Consider the following 18,606-nt stretch of genomic DNA (forward strand, 5'->3'; position numbering starts at 1 on the left):
GGAAGTGTATCGATGCTCTCTCAACTTGTCCAGACCAGTTCCCGTCAAGGCGAAATCGCTGAGGTTGTGCTGCGGCACGGGTGGGACTATATGCGGCGGCTGCTGTCGGGCGGCAAGCTGGACGAGCCGAAGCTGCCCACGCCTGCGGTGCTGCGAAATATTCTGGTAGACCTGGGGCCGGTGTATGTCAAGCTGGGGCAACTGCTGAGTACGCGCCCTGACCTGTTGCCGCCAGACTATATCGAGGCGCTCAGCACGCTCCAGGCAAAGGTTCCGCCTGTAGAGTGGGCAGAAATTGAAGCTGTGATTCGAGAATCGGTTTCGCGCCCTGTGGAAGATGTCTTTCTGGCGATTAACCCGGAACCTGTGGCAGCGGGGTCGATTGCTCAAACCCATCGGGCCACGCTCAAGGACGGCCGCGAGGTGGCGCTGAAGGTGCAGCGGCCGGGGCTGCTGCCTGTAGTGGAGCAGGATATTGCCCTGATTCGGGCGATCGCCAGCCTAGTGGCCCAAACCGAATTTGGCAAGCTCTACGACGTGGTGACCCTGGCAGAAGAATTTTCCCAGGCGTTGCGGGCGGAACTGCGCTTTACCCAGGAGGCAACCTATACCGACCAACTCCGCAGCAATCTGGGCCGCAGCCGCTGGTTTGACCCGGCCCAACTGGTGGTGCCGCAGATTATCTGGGAGCATACGACAGACCAACTGCTGGTGATGGAGTGGCTGGACGGCAAGCCGCTGCTGCTGGCAGAGTTTGCCCCCGCAGAAGACGAGCGATCCGAGAAACGGGCGATCGCCAACCTGTTGCTCCGAGCCTTTTTCCAGCAGGTTTGTTTAGACGGTTTCTTCCATGCCGATCCACACCCCGGCAACCTGTTTTATCTCAGCGATGGGCGCGTGGCCCTGCTGGACTGTGGCATGGTAGGGCGGCTCGACCCCCGCACGCAGGACATCTTGCTGGAGCTAATCTTGGCCATTGTCAGCCTGGATGCTCAGCGCTGCGCTCAGCTCACGCTGCAACTGGCGCCCTCGGAGGAACCCATTAACCTGACGCGGCTAGAAACAGACTATGAGCGGCTGCTGCGGCAGTATTACAGCCTCAACCTGGGGCAGATTAACTTCAGCCTGCTGTTTTATGAGGTGCTGCAAGCGGCACGAAAGAACAAGATTCGCGTGCCAGGAAACCTGGGGCTATGTGCAAAGGCGATCGCCAATCTAGAAGGCGTTGCCCGCACGCTCGACCCCGAATTCAACTTTTCAGAGCAAATTCGCCCGCTGATGACCGATTTGTTTCGCCGCAAGCTGGTGGGCGATGCGCCGCTGCCTGCCTTCTTGCGGACGCTGCTGGATGTGAAAAATCTGTCGCTGCAATCGCCCCGCCAAGTTGAACTGCTGCTCGACCGCGTCACCTCTGAAACGCTGAACTGGAACCTGACCGTGCGCGAACTGGACACCTTGCGCCGCACCGTGGATTCTTCTGCCAATCGGCTCTCCTTCAGCATTGTGGTGGGAGCGCTAATCATGGGCGCGGCGATTATCACCGCAAACGCCCCCGTCAGCCGCGTGGTGTGGATCAGCGAGGCGCTGTTTGCCGCCGCCAGCATCCTGGGGCTATGGCTAATTATCAGCATCCTGCGATCGGGGCGGCTGCGCTAAACTCAGTTCATTAGCTCATTAGCGGCCTCTAGCTCTAGCATGGCTTTGCATGGTTTTAGAGGGCGAGCACGATGCAGATTGGTCAATACCTAACACTGGAGGAGTTTTGCACCTGCACGCAAACCTACCAGAAGTATGCGGATCAGATTGCCCCATACCCCGAAAACCTGGAAGAAACCATCCCAGCTTTAGAGGCGCTGTGCCAGCATATCCTTGACCCTGTGATTGCTCACTTCGGCAGGGAGCGGTTTCAGTTGACCTATGGCTTTTGTTCAAAGGATCTGAAGCGGTTTCTGGCTCAGAAAGACCCAAAGACAGGGGTGAAGAATGGGCGGGTTGACCCAAGCCGGGATCAGCACATGGCACATGAGAAGAACCGAAATGGCAAGTATTACTGTTCACGCCTCGGTGCTGCCTGTGATTTTCGGATTGTGGGGTTGGAGAGCGGTGTTGATAGTCTGAGCGATAGCACGGATCGCCTTGTAGAGTGGATTCTAGAGCAGCGATTGCCGTTTGACTCGCTGTACTACTATGGGGGCAATCGGCCCATTCACATTAGTTACGCTCCTCAGCCCAGGCAGAATATTTGGACATTTACAGATGGCGGGGTACCTACCAGGAAAGGACTTGAAAAAATTGGAATGCCTAGAAAAGACGCGGAAACCGATCAAAAGTTCGGCGTGTAGTCGCTTTGATTGAACTTTTATATAGTACAATTGAATTGATTTCTTAAACGGACATTCGTTCTTTATTTCAAGAATGTGCGGTTTTAGGTGCAAACCGGGAATCTTAAAGGTTGCCGAATGCCCCAAACAACCTTCTAAACGACTATTTTTCACCCTATCAGTCTTCATCAATTACCCACACGGGGGATGACGATTTGATAGAAAATTCTTAATTCAGCGGTTTTATTCTGATGTACGATGTTGGCGGTTGTAAGGCATAGGAAACCGAACTGGACTTGTACCTATTTCCGTCATGAGAGAAGTTTCAAACAACTTAGGAAAATTTCTGCTAACCGCTGGCATTGCCCTCTCTCTGCTCGTCGTAGTAGAAGCCCATCAAAAAATGAGCGAAGCCCGCTCTCTCAATGCCTTAGCAACCCAGAACGCGATCCGCACTACGCCCGGTGCTGTGCCTGCCGACCGCTTCATGCCCCAGGTGACCGACCCTTCTACCCGTGACCTGGCTCCTGCGGACTCCACTCGGTCAATTTTTCCCAGACTGCGGCGATCGCCCCAGCCCGCTTCCACCACCTCAACTCCCACGCTCAACCCCAACGCTACGGGAACGATCCAGCCCATCAGACCCAGCGCCAATCCCACAGCGATCAGCGTAGGCGAACCGGGCGCACAGGCTCAGAACATATCCTCCGTTGACGTTGCCCAGGTGGTCGCCCGCAACGAGTGGAGCAATGTTTCCTTCCCGCTAGAGCAGTTCCAGGCATACACCTCGCCCTTTGGCTATCGCCGCTCCATTGAAGGCTATAACTACAACGAGTTTCACTACGGTCTGGATATGGCCGCACCCCAGGGCAGCTACATCCGCACCTGGACAACGGGCGTAGTGGTAGAAGTCACGGACGACTCAAACTGCGGCACTTCGGTTGTGGTGGAGGCTGGGCGCTGGCTCAGCATCTACTGCCACATGGAAGGGCGAGTCGATCGCACAGGCGGTCGCCGCTCTATGCTCGATCGCGCAGGCGGCATCCAAATTTACGAGGGGCAGACGGTTTACGCCGGCCAGCGAGTGGGGCGTGTCGGCATGACGGGTCGCACCACTGGGCCCCATCTGCACTGGGGTTTGAAGTATGACAACAACTGGGTAGACCCGGCACTAGTGCTGCGAGCCATGTACAGCGGCCAGCAAACTGCCCAGGGGCTACCGCAAATGCCTACGCAAATTGCCCGCACGGAAGAAGCAGAAGAGTAGACAGCCGCTACAGTTTAAACTCTTCTGAAGCTCTTCTGAATTCTTCAATAGCGTAGGCTTCTTGCCCGCGCTATTTTTTCACGCTATTTTTTGGGGTGGTTTCTGGGCAAGATACCAGCGGCTCTGCGCCAATGTCGGCCAGCAGTTGGCGATCGCGCTCTTCTGCGGGATTGCCCGTCGTCAGCAGCGTATCGCCATAGAAAATTGAGTTTGCCCCTGCCAAAAAGCACAGGACCTGGGCTTCGCGGCTGAGCTGGCTGCGTCCGGCACTGAGGCGCACCCTCGCCCTGGGCATGGCGATACGGGCAGCGGCGCACATCCGCACCAGTTCCAGCGGGTCGATGGGTGGTTGAGCTTCTAGCGCCGTGCCCGCCACGGCCACCAGCGCGTTGATGGGTACGCTTTCGGGATGCGGATTCAGGCTAGCCAGGATACTCAGCATCCGAGCGCGATCGCCCAGCCCCTCACCCATGCCGATGATGCCGCCGCAGCAGACCGAAATGCCCGCCTGCCGAACCCGTTCCAGCGTTTGCAGGCGATCGCCATAGGTGCGCGTGGTGATGATCTGCCCATAAAATTCGGGGCTGGTGTCGAGGTTGTGATTATAGGCAGTCAGCCCCGCCGCAGCCAGTTTTTCCGCCTGGGTGTCAGTCAGCATTCCCGCTGTCACGCAGGCCTCCATGCCGAGCGATCGCACGCCCCGCACCATCTCCAGCATTTGATCAAACGCTTTGCCATCCCGGATTTCGCGCCACGCCCAGCCCATACAAAAGCGCGATGCCCCAGCCGCCTTCGCCCGTTCCGCCGCCGCCAGCACTGTTTCTACCGAGTGAATTGGCTGTGGCTCGACGGTGGTGCTGTAATGGGCCGATTGTGGGCAGTAGGCGCAGTCTTCCGAACATCCGCCCGTCTTCACGCTCAGCAGCGTCGCCAGTTGAATCTGGTTTGGCGGATTGAACTGACGGTGGATCGTTTGGGCACGATGCACCAGATCCATCAGCGGCTGTTGCAGCAAATCGAGAACTTCTTCAGTTGTCCAGTCGTGGCGCAGTACAGGGATAGAAGACGCAGCCATAGGTCTTGACGCAAACATCAGGGCAGGTTCTCATCATATCCCTAGCGGGTGACCCTCTAGCGGGTAGAAGCTTTCAGGAATCTAATTGTGGGTGCTGATTGTGGGTGCTGATTGTGGGTGCTGATTGTGGGTGCTGATTGTGGGTGCTGATTGTGGGTGCTGATTGTGGGTGCTGATTGTGGGTGCTGAAAATTGGGCGTGAAGCCTGAATCTTCAGGTGACTTCAAATTAGAAAATCTTTGGACAAATCCGTCAAGATTTCTCCAATTCCCTGATAGATTTGGGCCAACTCTGTATCACAGATACAATAGGGCGGCAGAATATACAGAACGTTTCCAAGTGGACGTAGCAGCAGACCTTTGGCGATCGCCCGCTGACGAATTTCCAGCGAAATTGTGTTGAGGTATCCCGATCGTTCTTGGGTCACCAGATCCATCGCTGCAATCGTGCCCGTAACGCGCAATTTTTCAACAGCAGGATGGTCTTTCAACTGAGCCAACTGTGCATGATGTTTTGCTTCCATACTGCGAAACTGCGGCTCGTATTCAGTCATTAGCTCTAGCCCTGCCAGCGCCGCCGCACAGCCCAGCGGGTTGGCCGTATAGCTATGTCCGTGATACAGCGTTTTCAGCGGCTCGTCATCATAGAATGCATGGTAAATTTCTTCTGAGCAGACTGTTACAGCAAACGGCAAAAAGCCGCCCGTAATTCCTTTAGAAAGACAGAGAATATCAGGCGAAACGCCTGCTTTATGACAGGCAAACCAATCCCCCGTGCGCCCAAAGCCCGTCATCACTTCATCAAAGATCAGCAGTGTGTTAAAAGACTGGGCGATCGCCCTCAGTTTTTGCAAGAACTGGGGTCTACACATCCGCATTCCACCCGCTCCCTGCACCAGCGGCTCAATCATCACTCCTGCAATGCGATCGCCCCGTTCATCTAGCGCTTTCTCAAGGATTGAAAGCACCTTTGCTTCTGTTTCTTCAGCCGTGCGATCGCCCCAATAGGTTGAGGGAAATGGAACAAACTCCACGTTAAATAGCAAGTTGGAAAACACCGCCGAAAATAAGGAACGCGCACCCACTGACATTGCGCCAAAGGTGTCCCCATGATAGGCTCCATCAAATGCTAGAAATGTGCTTCTTGCCTGCCCCTGATTCACCCAGTATTGATACGCCATCTTTAGCCCGACTTCGACCGCCGTTGAGCCATTGTCAGAAAAGAAGACCCGATTAAACGGAGCGCCCAGTTTTGCGACTAGTTTTTCCGCCAGTTGCTCTGCGGGGTCATGGGTAAACCCAGCAAAAATGACTTGCTCGAGCTGCTGCGCCTGCTGATAGATTGCCTCAGCAATTTTAGGATGGCAATGTCCATAAGTGTTGACCCACCAGCTTGAGATGCAGTCAATCATTTTGTGCCCATTCTCTAGCTCTAGCCAAACACCCTGCGCGGATTTGACCTTTAGCGGTTCCAGCGCCGTTTTCGCTTGGGTGAATGGATACCAAATGTGAGGATGCATGGCTTTAAAAAGGTATTTAAGCTCGAAAAAGCTGATCAAATGCTTGCTTGAGTGTAGCGGGATTGACCTCGGCCAGTGGCTCCAGTTCTGCAAGAATGGGCACGTTGCCGTAGTGGGCGATCGCCGCTCGATTTCCCTCATTTTTGGGGCCGTTCACAATCACACCCAAGATAGGAATTTCCATCCGCCGCAGTTGAGCCAGCGACAGCAGGGTATGGTTAATCGTACCCAACGTGCTGCGAGCCACCAGACAAACCGGAAGCTGAAACTGTCGGATTAAATCAATCACAAAATCCTCTTCATTGAGCGGCACCATTAGCCCACCTGCCCCTTCAATAATGAGAGGTTTATATGGCAGTTGAGAGGGTAGCTGAAAATCGGAAAGATAGATCTGAACGCCATCAATCTCAGCGGCGGCATGGGGAGAGAGGGGCTGCGTTAGCGTGAACCTTTCTGGCAGGAAATGGGAGTCATCTAAACCAGTGACTTTCCGCACGTAATCCGTATCGCTGATCGGATCAAGCCCCGACTGAATCGGCTTCCAATAGGACGCATTCAGCCCAAGAGTTAGCAAGGCAGAGACGACCGTTTTTCCTACGTTAGTATCGGTTCCTGTAATGAAGAATTTTTCTGGAAACATGACGGCATCTTTGGTTAAAGTTTATTGCGAGAAATAGTGAAATAGGCTACGTCATAGTGAATTCCTCCGGAAAGACTTGCAAATTCATCGAGTGCGCTAACCAACTGTTTAAAGTCTGAAATGGAAAGCTTGGTTTGGGAAAGGCTAGTTCCCGCACCAATTTGCTTTAAGCTTCGGAAGAAATCGCGTGAAGACGTGAAGGAAATGCCGATGGATTGTTGCCAATATCGAGTTTGAACAGGCCGAGATGCGAGGAATTGGGCGATCGCCCCCGGATCAGGCAGGGGATTTCCGGTAAAGGGTAAGTCCAGGCTTCGACAGGCTGCTTTCCACTCTGGAAAACTGTGATAGGTCGGAAACGAGATGAGAATTTTGCCGCCCGGTTTGAGGGCAGAAATCCAGCGATCTAGCGCAGGCTCAAGCTGCTGAAACCACTGCACGACGAAGCTGCTAATAATCAACGCATAGCTCCTGGAAATGGGTTGCCAAAGTTCGCCGTCAAGGGTTCTGAAGGTCATTTCAGAGGAATGGCTGATCTGAGAAACTTTCTGCTGGCACACGGTGAGCATTGATTGGGATAAGTCAGTAATTTCCAGAGGGCGATCGCCCATCTTCTTTACTAATCCTTGAGTCAAAAAACCCGTACCGCAGCCAAGCTCAATCACATTTCCAGAAGTCAGTTCAGGACGCACTCGATCGAGTTCCTCTAGCAACCAGGCCGCGCATTCTTTTTGCACCAAAGCTGCCTGATCATATTGCTTTGCAGCTTGTCCAAAGGCTTCTTCAATCTGGCATTTTGCATGGGTTTTCTCTAAAGCATTAGCGCTGTTTTCTAAAATCATGCGGGAGGTAGAGAATGAATAGCGGCGATCGCTCGTTCCCAGCAGCGCTCAAAATGCGTTAAATGCAGCAGATGTCCGGCATCGGGAATCGAGATAAACTCCGCCCTCGCCAGCAGATGCGTGGCTTGCTCAGGGGTATCTGGAAATGGAACAATGCGATCGCTCTGTCCATGAAAGGCAATGGCATAAGATGTTTGCGGCAAGTGGTCGAGATTCTGAATCGACTCATCTAACCGTTGCAAATCTTGCAGCAAGAGTGCAGAATTGAGCCGATTTTCGCGAACCCGAAAACTTTCAGAAGGTTCACACCAGGCTGGATCAATCTCGACGGGTGAGAAACACTTTTTGTAGAAGTTTTGCAAGACCAGGCTCGGTGTTTTTTCAAACTGCTGAATCATGATTTGTAGAATGCTTTTTGAGCGATCGCGCGATCGCCCCGACAGCGGATGAAACGATGAAAATCCGCTGAAGACTAGCACTAGATCGGCCTGATGCATCTGCTCAACTGGACAGAGATGCAGCCCATAGGAATGAGCCAGAATCACTTTACGGGAAGGCTGTTGGCTAAAACCGGGCTGATTGGGCAAGCCAAAATAGCCCCGGTCGAATAGTTGCACCTCAACGCCCGCAGTTTTCAACGCCGCCGCCCACGGCTGCCACAGGTCTGCGTCAAACCCCCAGCCGTGATAGGCGATCGCCTCAATGCCGCTGCCCATGCCCGTTCCTCAACGCGCCAATTAATGATCCTAAATGCTGTCTGGTGTGCTGGCTAGAGAGTGCGAGCCGCAGTCGTGCCGTCCCCTGGGGAACCGTTGGTGGGCGAATGGCCGCAGCAAGGATGCCCTGGGTTTCTAGCCATTGAGCCAGGGACAGCGCCCGTTCCGCCTCGCCCAGCATGATAGGAATAATGTGCGTGGAGGATGGCCCGGTGTCGAATCCTGCCGCCCGAAGCTGGTTTCGCAACGTCTCTGCGTGCCGGGTCAACCTCTGGCGATCGCCCTCCAGACTGGGCATCAGCTTCAGCGCAGCGGCGATCGCCCCAATCACGCCAGGGGGCAACGCCGTGGTGTAAATAAAGCCGGGGCAGGCGTTGATCAAATAGTCCCGCAGTCGCGCCGAGCAAACCAGGAACGCACCAAACGCACCAAAGGCTTTGCCCAGCGTGCCCATCGCCAGATCTACGCCAGGATTGCCCATCGCCAGCCCCATTCCCCCTGCACCCAGCACCCCGATCGCGTGGGCCTCGTCCAGATACAAAATCGCGCCGTAGGTCTGCGCCAGGTGAACAAGCCGATCGACATCCGCGCGATCGCCATCCATGCTGAACACCGTTTCCGACACAATCACGACACGACTGTAGCGCTGATTCACCGCCTGTCGCAGCAGCGATTCCAGATGCTCGTGGTCGTTGTGCCGATAGCGGGTTAGCGTGGCGCGGCTGGCTAGTGCGCCGTTGAGCAAGCTGCTGTGAACTAGGCGATCGCACAAGACCAGCGCATGTCGGTCGAGCAGCGCCCCCAAAACCGTTACATTTGCCTGAAACCCAGAATTGAACAATAGCGCCGCTTCGCGTCCGCAGTCCGCCGCCAACGCCGCCTCTAGCTGCTGGTGAATGTCGAAACTGCCCGTCACCAGCCGCGACGCAGTTGCACCCGTGCCGTAGCGCTGCGTATAGTCCTGGGCAGCGGCAATCAGCACCGGATGTTTGGACAATCCCAAATAGTCATTGGCGCTAAAGTTCACCAAGGTCTTGCCCTGCTTTTGCACATGGACGGCATCGAGCGGCACAACCCCTTGGAGCGATCGCCTCGTTTGCTGGCGCGATCGCCCCTCCAAAAACGCCTCAACAAACGCAAACTTGTCCTCTTGCCCCATTCCCGCCAATCGCCAATATCGTCATGCCTGCCGATTTCAAAGCAGCTCCGTTCTTCGTTCTTCCCTCTTCGTTCTTCCCTCTTCCCTCTTCCTCCTTCCCTCTTCCCCAGAAACTTTGTAGAGTAAAGCAGTAGCCCCAACTGATCGCAGCTTCTCATTCTCCCATCATGGCCGACTGGTTAGATCACACCGTTCAAGTCGAAGTCGAAGCGCCCATCGAGCGGGTGTGGGGACTCTGGTCTGACCTAGAGCAAATGCCCAAGTGGATGAAGTGGATCGACTCAGTGACAATTCAGCCAGATAACCCGGACCTGTCGCGCTGGAAGCTGGCCTCTAGTGGGTTCGAGTTTAGCTGGCAGTCCCGTATCACCAAGCTGGTGCAACACCAGATCATGCAGTGGGAATCGGTGGACGGACTGCCCAACCGGGGCGCAATCCGGTTTTACGATCGGGGCGATCGCAGCGTAGTAAAGCTCACGGTGTCTTACGCGATCCCCGGTATTTTGGGCAAAGTGATGGACAACCTGTTTCTGGGTCGCCTGGTGGAATCGACGCTGCAAGCCGATCTCAACCGATTCCGCGACTACGCGCTACGGGCAGAGTTGTCGAGCTAATCGAAAAAATCTCTGGCGCTAGGCGATATAAGAATTTCGGCGCAAAATCTGCGACGCAAGGTTAGTTCCTAATTCACAAGGACAGAGGGCGGGCAGAGAGCGATCGCGCAAGGTCTGAGCAATGCCTGCTCTGGTTCTTCAAGCAACTCCCTACCAAGCCATCTCTCGTATTAGCTTGCAGGCTCCTGATCCAGCCTCCAGCCGGGAGGGTGCATTTTGAGCAGAAAAAATTTAGAATTGCTCGTATATTTTGTTTAAGTTCTACAAATGTTTGAACGGCTTTGTAGCTTTTGTTATTGATCCGTTATAAAAACAATAGATTCCATAGAATTTCTAAACGTTAAACCCAGTTTTTAATGATGCCTCGGATACTTGTAATCGACGACGACGTTTCCATCTCAGAGCTAGTAGCCGTCAATCTAGAAATGGCTGGATATGACGTGAGCCAGGCCGCAGACGGGGTCAAAGGTCAGGCGTTGGCACTGCAACTGTTGCCCGACCTGATTATGCTCGATCTGATGTTGCCCAAGGTAGACGGCTTTACCGTGTGCCAGCGGCTTCGGCGAGACGAGCGCACAGCCGACATCCCCGTGCTAATGCTCACCGCCCTCAGTCAGACCCAAGACAAGGTGGAAGGTTTCAATGCGGGCGCAGACGACTACCTCACCAAGCCCTTCGAGGTGGAGGAAATGCTGGCGAGAGTCCGCGCCCTCCTGCGCCGCACTGATCGCATTCCCCAGGCAGCAAAGCATACGGAAATCCTGAACTATGGCCCGCTGACGCTGGTGCCAGAGCGGCTAGAAGCTATCTGGTTTGACCAGACCGTAAAGCTCACCCATTTGGAATTCGAGCTACTGCACTGCCTGCTGCAACGGCATGGGCAGACAGTTTCCCCTAGCGAAATTCTGAAGGAAGTCTGGGGTTATGATCCCGACGATGATATTGAGACGATTCGGGTTCATGTCCGGCATCTGCGAACCAAGCTAGAGCCTGATCCCCGCCATCCCCGCTATATCAAAACGGTTTACGGCGCAGGCTACTGTCTGGAGCTTCCAGCCACAGCTGCTTCGGCAGAGACGGCAGAAGTATAGAGACGGTAGACGTACAGATCGTCGTGCATGTCCGGCGCAGGGGTATGAGTGCTGCATCAGCACTCTTGCGTTTTTGGGACGTTGTGAAGCGGGTCTGTCTCAATGCTCCCAAATGGCGCTACGGATAGAATTGCTGGAAGCCCCGCACCGCCTGATTGGTAATCCAAATTCACCAGTTCAAATCTGTCAGTTCAAATTCGCCAGTTCAAATTCGAGAACTAACATAGGCGTTTGTCGATTCTCGGCAAAGCCCCAGCGAATCCGTAAATGCGTCCGGCTTAGCAGTAGGGCGTTACATCTACCCGGCATTTGTCTGCTAGATAACACAGTGCCCGAAACCGAAGCGCTACAACCTCTTCGTAGACGGGATTGAGCTTACACAGCGGCGGAATCCGAAGAATCGTTTTCCCCAAGACCCGCACCTCTCGCTCGAAGGGACACCGGGCGGGGATCGCCTGACAAATCCGACGGGCCTGAGCTTCACTTGAAATTTCAATATTGTTGAGCCATTGGCGTAGGGGTTGCAATGGCGCACACTGCGGACGCAGCGAGGGTGCAACAAATGCTGTTCTGTAGAGCGTGGCTGGGGGCTGGGGGGCTGTATTGGAGTGACTTGTTGCAGCGTCGTTGGGGAGCCATGTCCAGCTAGAGAGCGCCAGATCCGGGGTTCTGTAATGCGACCAATTCATGTCAATACCTCGCCCTGCAATGGAGGGATGTGACGGTGAGAGAAGGACTTTGCGCTAAGTTTGCGTTAATCCGGTAAGTAAACCGCTAAGTAAACCGCGAGAAGGCAGCAAAAGGAGCGGATAAGAAACTGTTAGTTAACCTTTTCTACAAGCTGTAGAGAGCCGCTACTGCAACCAACCTAACGCTTTATTGATGAAGTTGGGGTAGTGCTGTAGACATTGCAGTGTGAATAATTTACGAGCTTTCTAAGCTACGGCTAGAGGTTGATGGGCACACTGCGATCGCCCTCTGCTGCTCTGCCCTCAGATTGCCCCCTGCCTAATCGAAGGATTCGCGTGGGATTACGGAATTCTGGCAGTAATGCGATCGCCCTACTGGGGAATTTACGTGCTTTGTAGGCCGTAAAAATGAAAAACGAAGAACGAAGAACGAAGAGGGAAGAACGAAGAGGGAAGAACGAAGAACGAAGCGGAAGAATTGTAAGGGGGTAGGGGGTTCTGGGGTGGGGTAGGGTTGGGATTGGTCAACTGCGGGATCGCACAACGTGGTAGGCTCGTAGGGCGATCGCCCACCAATGTTTCTTGCACGGTTGCTTGCTTTCTCTTAACTTTCCTGTGCTGGCGTTCTCGCTAACTTACCCACTCACTTTTCTCTGGCATCGATCCCTACCATGCACGCAGACTGGCAGACTGCAAAAAGCTACGAAGATATCCTCTACCACAAGGCAGATGGCATCGCCAAAATCACTATCAACCGCCCCCACAAGCGCAATGCCTTTCGCCCAGAGACGGTTGCCGAACTGTACGATGCCTTTAGCAATGCCCGCGAAGATCCCCGGATTGGGGTGGTGCTGTTGACCGGAGCGGGCCCCCACACGGACGGGAAATACGCCTTTTGCGCGGGCGGGGATCAGAGCGTGCGCGGTCAGGGTGGCTATTTAGATCAAGGCGGCACGCCCCGGCTGAACGTACTGGACTTGCAGCGACTGATCCGCACGATGCCCAAGGTGGTGATTGCTCTCGTGGCGGGCTATGCCATTGGCGGCGGCCATGTCCTCCATGTTGTCTGCGACCTCACCATCGCCGCAGATAACGCCATTTTTGGACAAACTGGGCCCAAGGTCGGCAGTTTTGACGGGGGCTTTGGCGCTAGCTATCTGGCCCGCATTGTTGGACAAAAGAAAGCGAGAGAAATCTGGTATCTCTGCCGCCAGTACACCGCCCAGCAGGCCCTCGATATGGGACTCGTCAACTGTGTTGTGCCTGTGGAGCAGTTGGAAGCCGAGGGGATCGCTTGGGCGCAGGAAATTCTGGAGAAAAGCCCAATCGCCATCCGCTGCCTGAAGTCTGCCTTTAATGCTGATTGTGATGGGCAGGCGGGACTGCAAGAGCTAGCGGGCAATGCAACGCTGCTCTATTACATGACAGAAGAAGGCAGCGAGGGCAAGCAGGCGTTTCTGGAAAAGCGATCGCCCGATTTTCGTCAATATCCCTGGCTACCCTGAACGCAAGCGTTGGAGACATTTGGGGCGATCGCTCGAACATGGAGATCACGCCAACAGCTTTCATCATCGAATCCTGATTAAACTTCCCACTTCAAAGATCCCGAACTAGAATGTGTTTGGGAGCAACGCTCTGAGGAGTAAAGTCGCGTAGTCCAACAGAATTTAACAAACAGGATTTAACAGGCAGAATTCAACAGAACCGACTGAACGAGTTCTTGGCAGAATCGCAAACACCACAGGTACAGGCGCTATAAAGCTCTTGCTCCGAGCTGGCTCAGAGTCTGAATCTAGTGAAAAATTGAGTGGGCAGGGTTTTACCTTCTTACGACTTGGGTTGTGGAGTCTTATCTGCCAGGTAGGTCGCTTTACGAAGTTGGGGTAAAGATGTGGTTGTGAGCGGTGCAGGCTTACGGAATCCGATGGGATCAGGCTGTAGACAGCGGTAGAGTGGGTTCTGAAGTCGAATTAGGTCGCTTTCCTCTTGCATAAGCTGGCTGACCAAGGGATATAGGGATATCGGTTAGGACTGTTCAGGGGTGTCTGCGGCGATCAGATTGAGAGAGCATACTTTTTCACCGAGGGTTGTTTGATCATCCATAGGAATTTATTGATGATCATGCCGAGTGTGACCGGAGATATCTATAGGGCTTTAGAACTAAGCTAGCGTCCTAAAAGTCAGGATTTTCAACCTCTTCTCATACTTTCGCTATAAGCTCCTTTTTCGTAAGAATGTTTTAATATTTAGGACGAGGCAATTGTGTCTCGAATAGCTACAAATACCTAAAAGAAGGTTACGACAATCTAGAATAGTCGAATGTGATGTTATAGAGTGTGGTGATTGGAGGTCGAAGATGTTTTTGCGACTTGCAGAACAGCACCGTCGGTTTGTACATGACCTGGTAATGAATCTCCAGGCATTGGCCATTGTGCTGGAGCGCCAGGGTTACCTCGCATCTTGCTATACCTGCGGCGGTCAGATGAACAGCGCGTCCTTTATGGTGAGTCTGGGCGAGAACCACCTGATCCGCTTTTTGGTGTCAGACTATGGCATTACCTGGACAGAAATGCGCGACGATCGCGAGCTAATGAAGCTCGAAGGCGCGGAGGCAATTAGCCAGCTTCAAGAATTGGCGAACCTCGTAAAGTTCCAGATTAAGCCGTCCGATGGGCATGTTTCGCTGGTACGGGTTTCGGGTGGAGCAGCCTAGGGCAGTCTGCGGGCTATGTGCTCAGGCCTTGACAAAGATGTCGTAAAACGACAGCAGTATTTCCACTACGATCAGCACAACAACGTACCACTCTACGCGCAGGCCGCTGTTGTGCTGGAGTAGATCTAATACTGTTTCTGCTGTACTGGAAATCAGTCCTAGCTTGCGTTCTAGAGCCTGATGGCGATCGCGGATTTCATACTCATTTTCTAAGCGGGCGTAAAGTCGCTCCAGTTCGGGTGCTTCCCAAAGCAGGTCGGGTTTGTCGATAATTTCGACCCGACCCACGATTTTATGCTGAATGGATAACGTCCGTCCGAGCTGCCGCAGGAGCTCTTTGCCCCAGCGCTCATTTTTGGTGGTGCGCTGTAGCCCCGCAGCGAAGGGTTCGATTTGGTCGAAGACGCTAGCTGTGCCCAGTTCGTAGTGTGCCAGCACCACGCTCTTAGCCAGCACATCGGCCACCACTTGCAGCGACTCTACGCTAAATTCTTGCAGCGAGATAATGCCATTTTCCACCTGCCCCGCTCGCGACGGCTCGATCCGGAGGGTCGCTTCCTCGGTTTCAGGCTTGCTGAACGGCTCCTGCACTAAGGGTTTCAAGTTATTTAAAAAAGTGGCTTCCTCAATGGGGTCTAACCCGAATAGCACCACTGCGCCATATTTAAAGAGAACCACACAGCCATCGCTTCCAGCGGCGATCGCCAAGGGTTGCCGTCCGAGGGGTGTGGTTGCTTCTAGCGTTCGCAAGTCGAGGCGCTCTCCAAGAAAAATTGCGCGTCCTTTAACTGCGTCTTTGTCAGGAAATAGTAACTTTTGCATGGGGTGAATTTCAATAGGCTTGTCTTTCTAAACCAGCGCAAGCCGCTACTCACCTTCTTGCTGTCGCATGATTAAAAACCAGAAACGGCTCTGTCCAAAGCGTTGTCTCTCTGGAAGGCGGTGGGTTGCTGGGCTGATCATGCCTGAAAACTAGGGGTGCAATTCCTTGCTGAACCAAAGCGGCTGGACAGCAGAACGTCTCGAATTCTGAGGGAAGCCTGCTGTCTGAGCGCTGAAACTTTATCTTAAACGATCTAAATCAGAGTCGTTTGACGAGGATTGTGCGGATCTGTCTTGTCTAGTCAGTTTTCCCTAAATTCGGTGCAACGGATGAAACGGGGTTCGTTATATTTAGCTGTAAGGTCAGAAATCGCGTGACGCAAGTCGAAAATTTCCTGGAGGTATGCCCTTATGCTGGGTTCTGGAAAACCATCCCGCTCGTCCCGACGCCGCATGAAACGGCGATCTGGGCAGGGTGGAACTCAGCCTTTGGGGTCTGTGCCGCCGGCCGCAGGCAGTCGATCGCAATCGGGCGATCGCTCGGCTACAAATCAGGCTCCTCGTTCGGGACATATACTGGCGCGATCGCCCCGGCCCATCTCCCCCCGCGCCTCCTATTCGGCCCAGCCACCGCTGAACTTACGCAACGTCCTGGATCATTCAGAGCGATCGCCCGCTGCTGGCAACGGTCGCCAATCGTCTGAACGGTCGAATCCGCCATCTCTGGCGCTGATCCAACCCCAGCCTCGCTCACTTTCTCCGAATGGGAATCGGCCTGATGCGGCGAGACGACCTGAGCGTCCAGTGGCGCTGGCTCCCCGACCGATGGGGCGATCGCGCTCGACTCCCCGACGGGGACGCGCCCATCCCCCAGCCTCCGCTTCGCCACTACTCTATGCGACTCGCCTGATCATTCTGGGCGTGGGCATTGGGGCAATCGTCGGCACTAGCCTTTCTGTCTGGAATCCGACAATCCGGGCCCAGGACACCACAGCCGCCAGCCTGGCCGCCAGTCCTACCCACGCCCCCAGCCCCACGCCAACTCCTGGCTTTCGCGGTGATCTTGTGCCTGCCAATCCGTCTTCTGCGATTATGAAGCTGCGTCTGGGGCAGCCGATTGCGCCGCTCACGACCACGCTACAGTCGCTTGTGGCTCAGGCTGGGCTGTCGGCTGGCGTGTTTGTGGTGGATTTGGACACTGGGGACTATGTGGACTTGAACGGCAGCACCGTCTATCCAGCCGCCAGCACGATCAAAACCCCCATTCTGGTTGCCTTTTTGCAAGATGTCGATCGGCAGCGGGTGCGACTGGATGAGGCTCTGACCTTGCAAACGATTGATATCACAGACGGCTCCGGTGAAATTCAGTTTATGGAAGTGGGCAGCCAGCTTAGCGCTCTGGATACCGCGACCAAAATGATCACTATTAGCGACAATACGGCTACAAACATGGTGATTCACAAGCTGGGCGGACTGACCGCACTCAATAGCCGATTTCGCGATTGGGGCATGAGCCACACCGTGCTGAATAATCTCTTGGCGGATTTGCAAGGCACGAACACCACCAGCGCCCGCGATTTGTCGCTGCTCCTAACAGCCGTGATCCAGGGAGATTTGCTGTCGCTGCGATCGCGCGATCGCCTGCTCGACATCATGCGCTCCACAGTGAACAACAGCCTCTTGGCGGCAACTCTCGGGCCGGACGCAAAAATCGCCCACAAAACTGGCAACATCGACAGTCTTTCGGGCGATAGCGGGATTGTAGATATGCCCAACGGCAAGCGCTACGTGATTACCGCCTTGGTGCAGCGGTCGGGCGATGCTGGGTCGGCGGCGCAGCTCATTCAGCAAATTTCTCAGGCAACCTATCAATACTTTGCTCAGCCCCCTGCTGTGGCTATCCCGCCCAATGTGCCGGATTCTACGGCTAATCCCGACACCGCGCCTTCGAGCCAGGATCCTAGCGCCTCTGATCCCGCACAGCAGCCAACTCTTTAGTGACTCAGCCAGCAGGTTGGTGGAAAAAAGCACGTATCCTGCACTCCATCTATCCACTGCTGAGCAATCATTAGAAGAATCTATACATTCCTGCTCTGCGATCGCCCGTGTGCGTCAGCTTCAGACCGACGCACGCCATCCCCTGCAATGTATCGGATCTCGCACGGATCAGATCTCCAATTGCTGCTGACCGACAGACCTATCGGGCGATCGCCAACTTCCGCTTTCCCTATGCCCAGCGTTGTTCTCGTTAATCCCCAGATTCCCCCAAACACGGGCAATATTGCCCGCACCTGCGCCGCCACCTGTACACCACTGCATCTGGTTGGCCCCTTAGGCTTTGAAATTAGCGATCGCTATCTCAAGCGGGCGGGGCTGGATTACTGGAAATACGTAGACCTCTACTATCATTCTGACCTGCAAGCATTCCAGCGCTCCCATGCCCAGCAGGGAGGACGATGGATCGGCTTCAGCACTTCAGGGTTATGTAGCTATACAAAGTTTCAGTATCGAGATGACGATTGGCTGTTGTTTGGCTGTGAAACGACAGGTCTACCGGCCAACGTATTAGCTGCCTGCCACACTGTCGTCAAAATTCCAATGGCTCAACCCAGTGTTCGCAGCCTCAATCTCTCAGTCAGCGCTGCTTTGGGGCTTTTCGAAGCGCGTCGCCAGCTTGGGCTTTTAGACTAGCCCCGCCTCAAAGCTGACTCAGGAACAGCCTGATTCTCCTGTTCCTCAGGAAAACGCTCACTCCATATCTATATATATATGGAATGGAACTTCCTCAGGCGAGTAATTTTCTTCGGAAAGCTTATTTCAGATGCAGTGGCTCTAGAGTAAATGCCCAGTAAATGCCCAGTAAATGCCCAGGCTTTCGTGCCTGAGCGCTAAATTTGGGCTGAATTGAGGGGATATAGGGGCAATATGGGGGCGATCGCCCTCAAATCCCAGCGCCTGGAATCTAACCCAACTGAGAAATTTTTGAGAACTCGCTCTGCTGCGAGCGATCCTCCCAACACTGCTGATCAGACTGCCCTAATCCAGCCGCAAAAAAATCAGATCAACTCAAATCAAGCGCTTGGCTTGAAGGATACGCAATAGAAGTCAGTAACCTGGAATACGAAAGAATAGGGTCTG

At 54.2% G+C, this 18,606-nt stretch carries 17 protein-coding genes; 9 read left to right on the plus strand and 8 right to left on the minus strand.

Translation table 11 applies throughout. From position 1 onward, the window contains the following. Positions 1–12 precede the first annotated feature (12 nt). The 3 genes from JTM80_RS21690 (at position 13) to JTM80_RS23640 (ending at position 3,588) form a co-directional block, all read left to right on the plus strand. Positions 13–1,656 (plus strand): AarF/ABC1/UbiB kinase family protein, encoded by a 1,644-nt coding sequence (locus JTM80_RS21690; protein ID WP_172353457.1) that lies wholly within the window; start codon positions 13–15, stop codon positions 1,654–1,656. 71 nt (positions 1,657–1,727) lie between these two features. Continuing rightward, positions 1,728–2,342, plus strand: coding sequence for a hypothetical protein (locus JTM80_RS21695; RefSeq protein WP_172353458.1), 615 nt, complete (start codon positions 1,728–1,730; stop codon positions 2,340–2,342). A gap of 292 nt (positions 2,343–2,634) precedes the next feature. Further along, the gene (locus JTM80_RS23640; RefSeq protein WP_290427108.1) at positions 2,635–3,588 is read left to right on the plus strand and encodes a M23 family metallopeptidase; all 954 of its coding nucleotides are present in this window, start codon (positions 2,635–2,637) and stop codon (positions 3,586–3,588) included. Positions 3,589–3,658: 70 nt separating this feature from the next. Here the strand turns inward: JTM80_RS23640 and bioB are convergent, their stop codons facing one another. The 6 genes from bioB to JTM80_RS21730 all read right to left on the minus strand — a co-directional run bounded on the left by bioB (position 3,659) and on the right by JTM80_RS21730 (position 9,539). Further along, the gene (gene bioB, locus JTM80_RS21705) at positions 3,659–4,648 is read right to left on the minus strand and encodes a biotin synthase BioB (protein ID WP_172358718.1); all 990 of its coding nucleotides are present in this window, start codon (positions 4,646–4,648) and stop codon (positions 3,659–3,661) included. 238 nt (positions 4,649–4,886) lie between these two features. Continuing rightward, positions 4,887–6,182, minus strand: a complete 1,296-nt coding sequence (bioA, locus tag JTM80_RS21710; protein ID WP_205370283.1) for an adenosylmethionine--8-amino-7-oxononanoate transaminase — start codon at positions 6,180–6,182, stop codon at positions 4,887–4,889. Between the two features lie 16 nt (positions 6,183–6,198). Continuing rightward, a complete protein-coding gene (gene bioD / locus JTM80_RS21715) occupies positions 6,199–6,822 on the minus strand; it encodes a dethiobiotin synthase (protein ID WP_172353460.1) in 624 nt (207 codons plus the stop codon). Between the two features lie 14 nt (positions 6,823–6,836). Then, on the minus strand, positions 6,837–7,664 hold the full coding sequence (locus tag JTM80_RS21720) for a methyltransferase domain-containing protein (protein ID WP_172353461.1): 828 nt from the start codon (positions 7,662–7,664) through the stop codon (positions 6,837–6,839). Next, positions 7,661–8,380, minus strand: coding sequence for an alpha/beta fold hydrolase (locus tag JTM80_RS21725; RefSeq protein WP_172353462.1), 720 nt, complete (start codon positions 8,378–8,380; stop codon positions 7,661–7,663). Before JTM80_RS21725 ends, JTM80_RS21720 begins: the two co-directional genes overlap by 4 nt. Continuing rightward, positions 8,364–9,539 carry an 8-amino-7-oxononanoate synthase gene (locus JTM80_RS21730; RefSeq protein ID WP_205370286.1) on the minus strand — a complete coding sequence of 392 codons (1,176 nt, stop codon included), beginning with the start codon at positions 9,537–9,539 and terminating at the stop codon, positions 8,364–8,366. Before JTM80_RS21730 ends, JTM80_RS21725 begins: the two co-directional genes overlap by 17 nt. A 167-nt stretch (positions 9,540–9,706) precedes the next feature. On the opposite strand from JTM80_RS21730, the gene JTM80_RS21735 reads away from it, so the two are divergent. Continuing rightward, the gene (locus JTM80_RS21735; RefSeq protein WP_172353464.1) at positions 9,707–10,153 is read left to right on the plus strand and encodes an SRPBCC family protein; all 447 of its coding nucleotides are present in this window, start codon (positions 9,707–9,709) and stop codon (positions 10,151–10,153) included. 359 nt (positions 10,154–10,512) lie between these two features. Next, positions 10,513–11,244 carry a response regulator transcription factor gene (locus JTM80_RS21740; protein WP_172358719.1) on the plus strand — a complete coding sequence of 244 codons (732 nt, stop codon included), beginning with the start codon at positions 10,513–10,515 and terminating at the stop codon, positions 11,242–11,244. A gap of 278 nt (positions 11,245–11,522) precedes the next feature. Here JTM80_RS21740 and JTM80_RS21745 read toward each other — a convergent pair whose 3' ends face one another. Then, entirely contained in the window at positions 11,523–11,933 is a 411-nt protein-coding gene (locus JTM80_RS21745; RefSeq protein ID WP_205370287.1) for a Mo-dependent nitrogenase C-terminal domain-containing protein, read from the minus strand. Positions 11,934–12,604: 671 nt separating this feature from the next. Here JTM80_RS21745 and menB point away from each other — a divergent pair. Beyond that, a complete protein-coding gene (menB, locus tag JTM80_RS21750; RefSeq protein ID WP_068510707.1) occupies positions 12,605–13,438 on the plus strand; it encodes a 1,4-dihydroxy-2-naphthoyl-CoA synthase in 834 nt (277 codons plus the stop codon). A gap of 851 nt (positions 13,439–14,289) precedes the next feature. After that, a complete protein-coding gene (locus JTM80_RS21755; RefSeq protein ID WP_172353466.1) occupies positions 14,290–14,646 on the plus strand; it encodes a DUF1815 family protein in 357 nt (118 codons plus the stop codon). A 21-nt stretch (positions 14,647–14,667) separates the two neighbouring features. On the opposite strand, the gene JTM80_RS21760 is transcribed toward JTM80_RS21755, so the two are convergent. Then, positions 14,668–15,468 (minus strand): RMD1 family protein, encoded by an 801-nt coding sequence (locus tag JTM80_RS21760; protein WP_172353467.1) that lies wholly within the window; start codon positions 15,466–15,468, stop codon positions 14,668–14,670. 453 nt (positions 15,469–15,921) lie between these two features. Here JTM80_RS21760 and JTM80_RS21765 point away from each other — a divergent pair, with 453 nt between their 5' ends. Next, positions 15,922–17,466: a serine hydrolase gene (locus tag JTM80_RS21765; RefSeq protein ID WP_172353468.1), complete on the plus strand. Its 1,545-nt coding sequence runs from the start codon at positions 15,922–15,924 to the stop codon at positions 17,464–17,466. Positions 17,467–17,697: 231 nt separating this feature from the next. Then, positions 17,698–18,159, plus strand: a complete 462-nt coding sequence (locus JTM80_RS21770) for a tRNA (cytidine(34)-2'-O)-methyltransferase (RefSeq protein WP_172353469.1) — start codon at positions 17,698–17,700, stop codon at positions 18,157–18,159. Positions 18,160–18,606 lie beyond the last annotated feature (447 nt).

Origin of the sequence: Thermoleptolyngbya sp. PKUAC-SCTB121 (assembly GCF_016919485.1) — a bacterium.
GTDB lineage: Bacteria > Cyanobacteriota > Cyanobacteriia > Elainellales > Elainellaceae > Thermoleptolyngbya > Thermoleptolyngbya sichuanensis.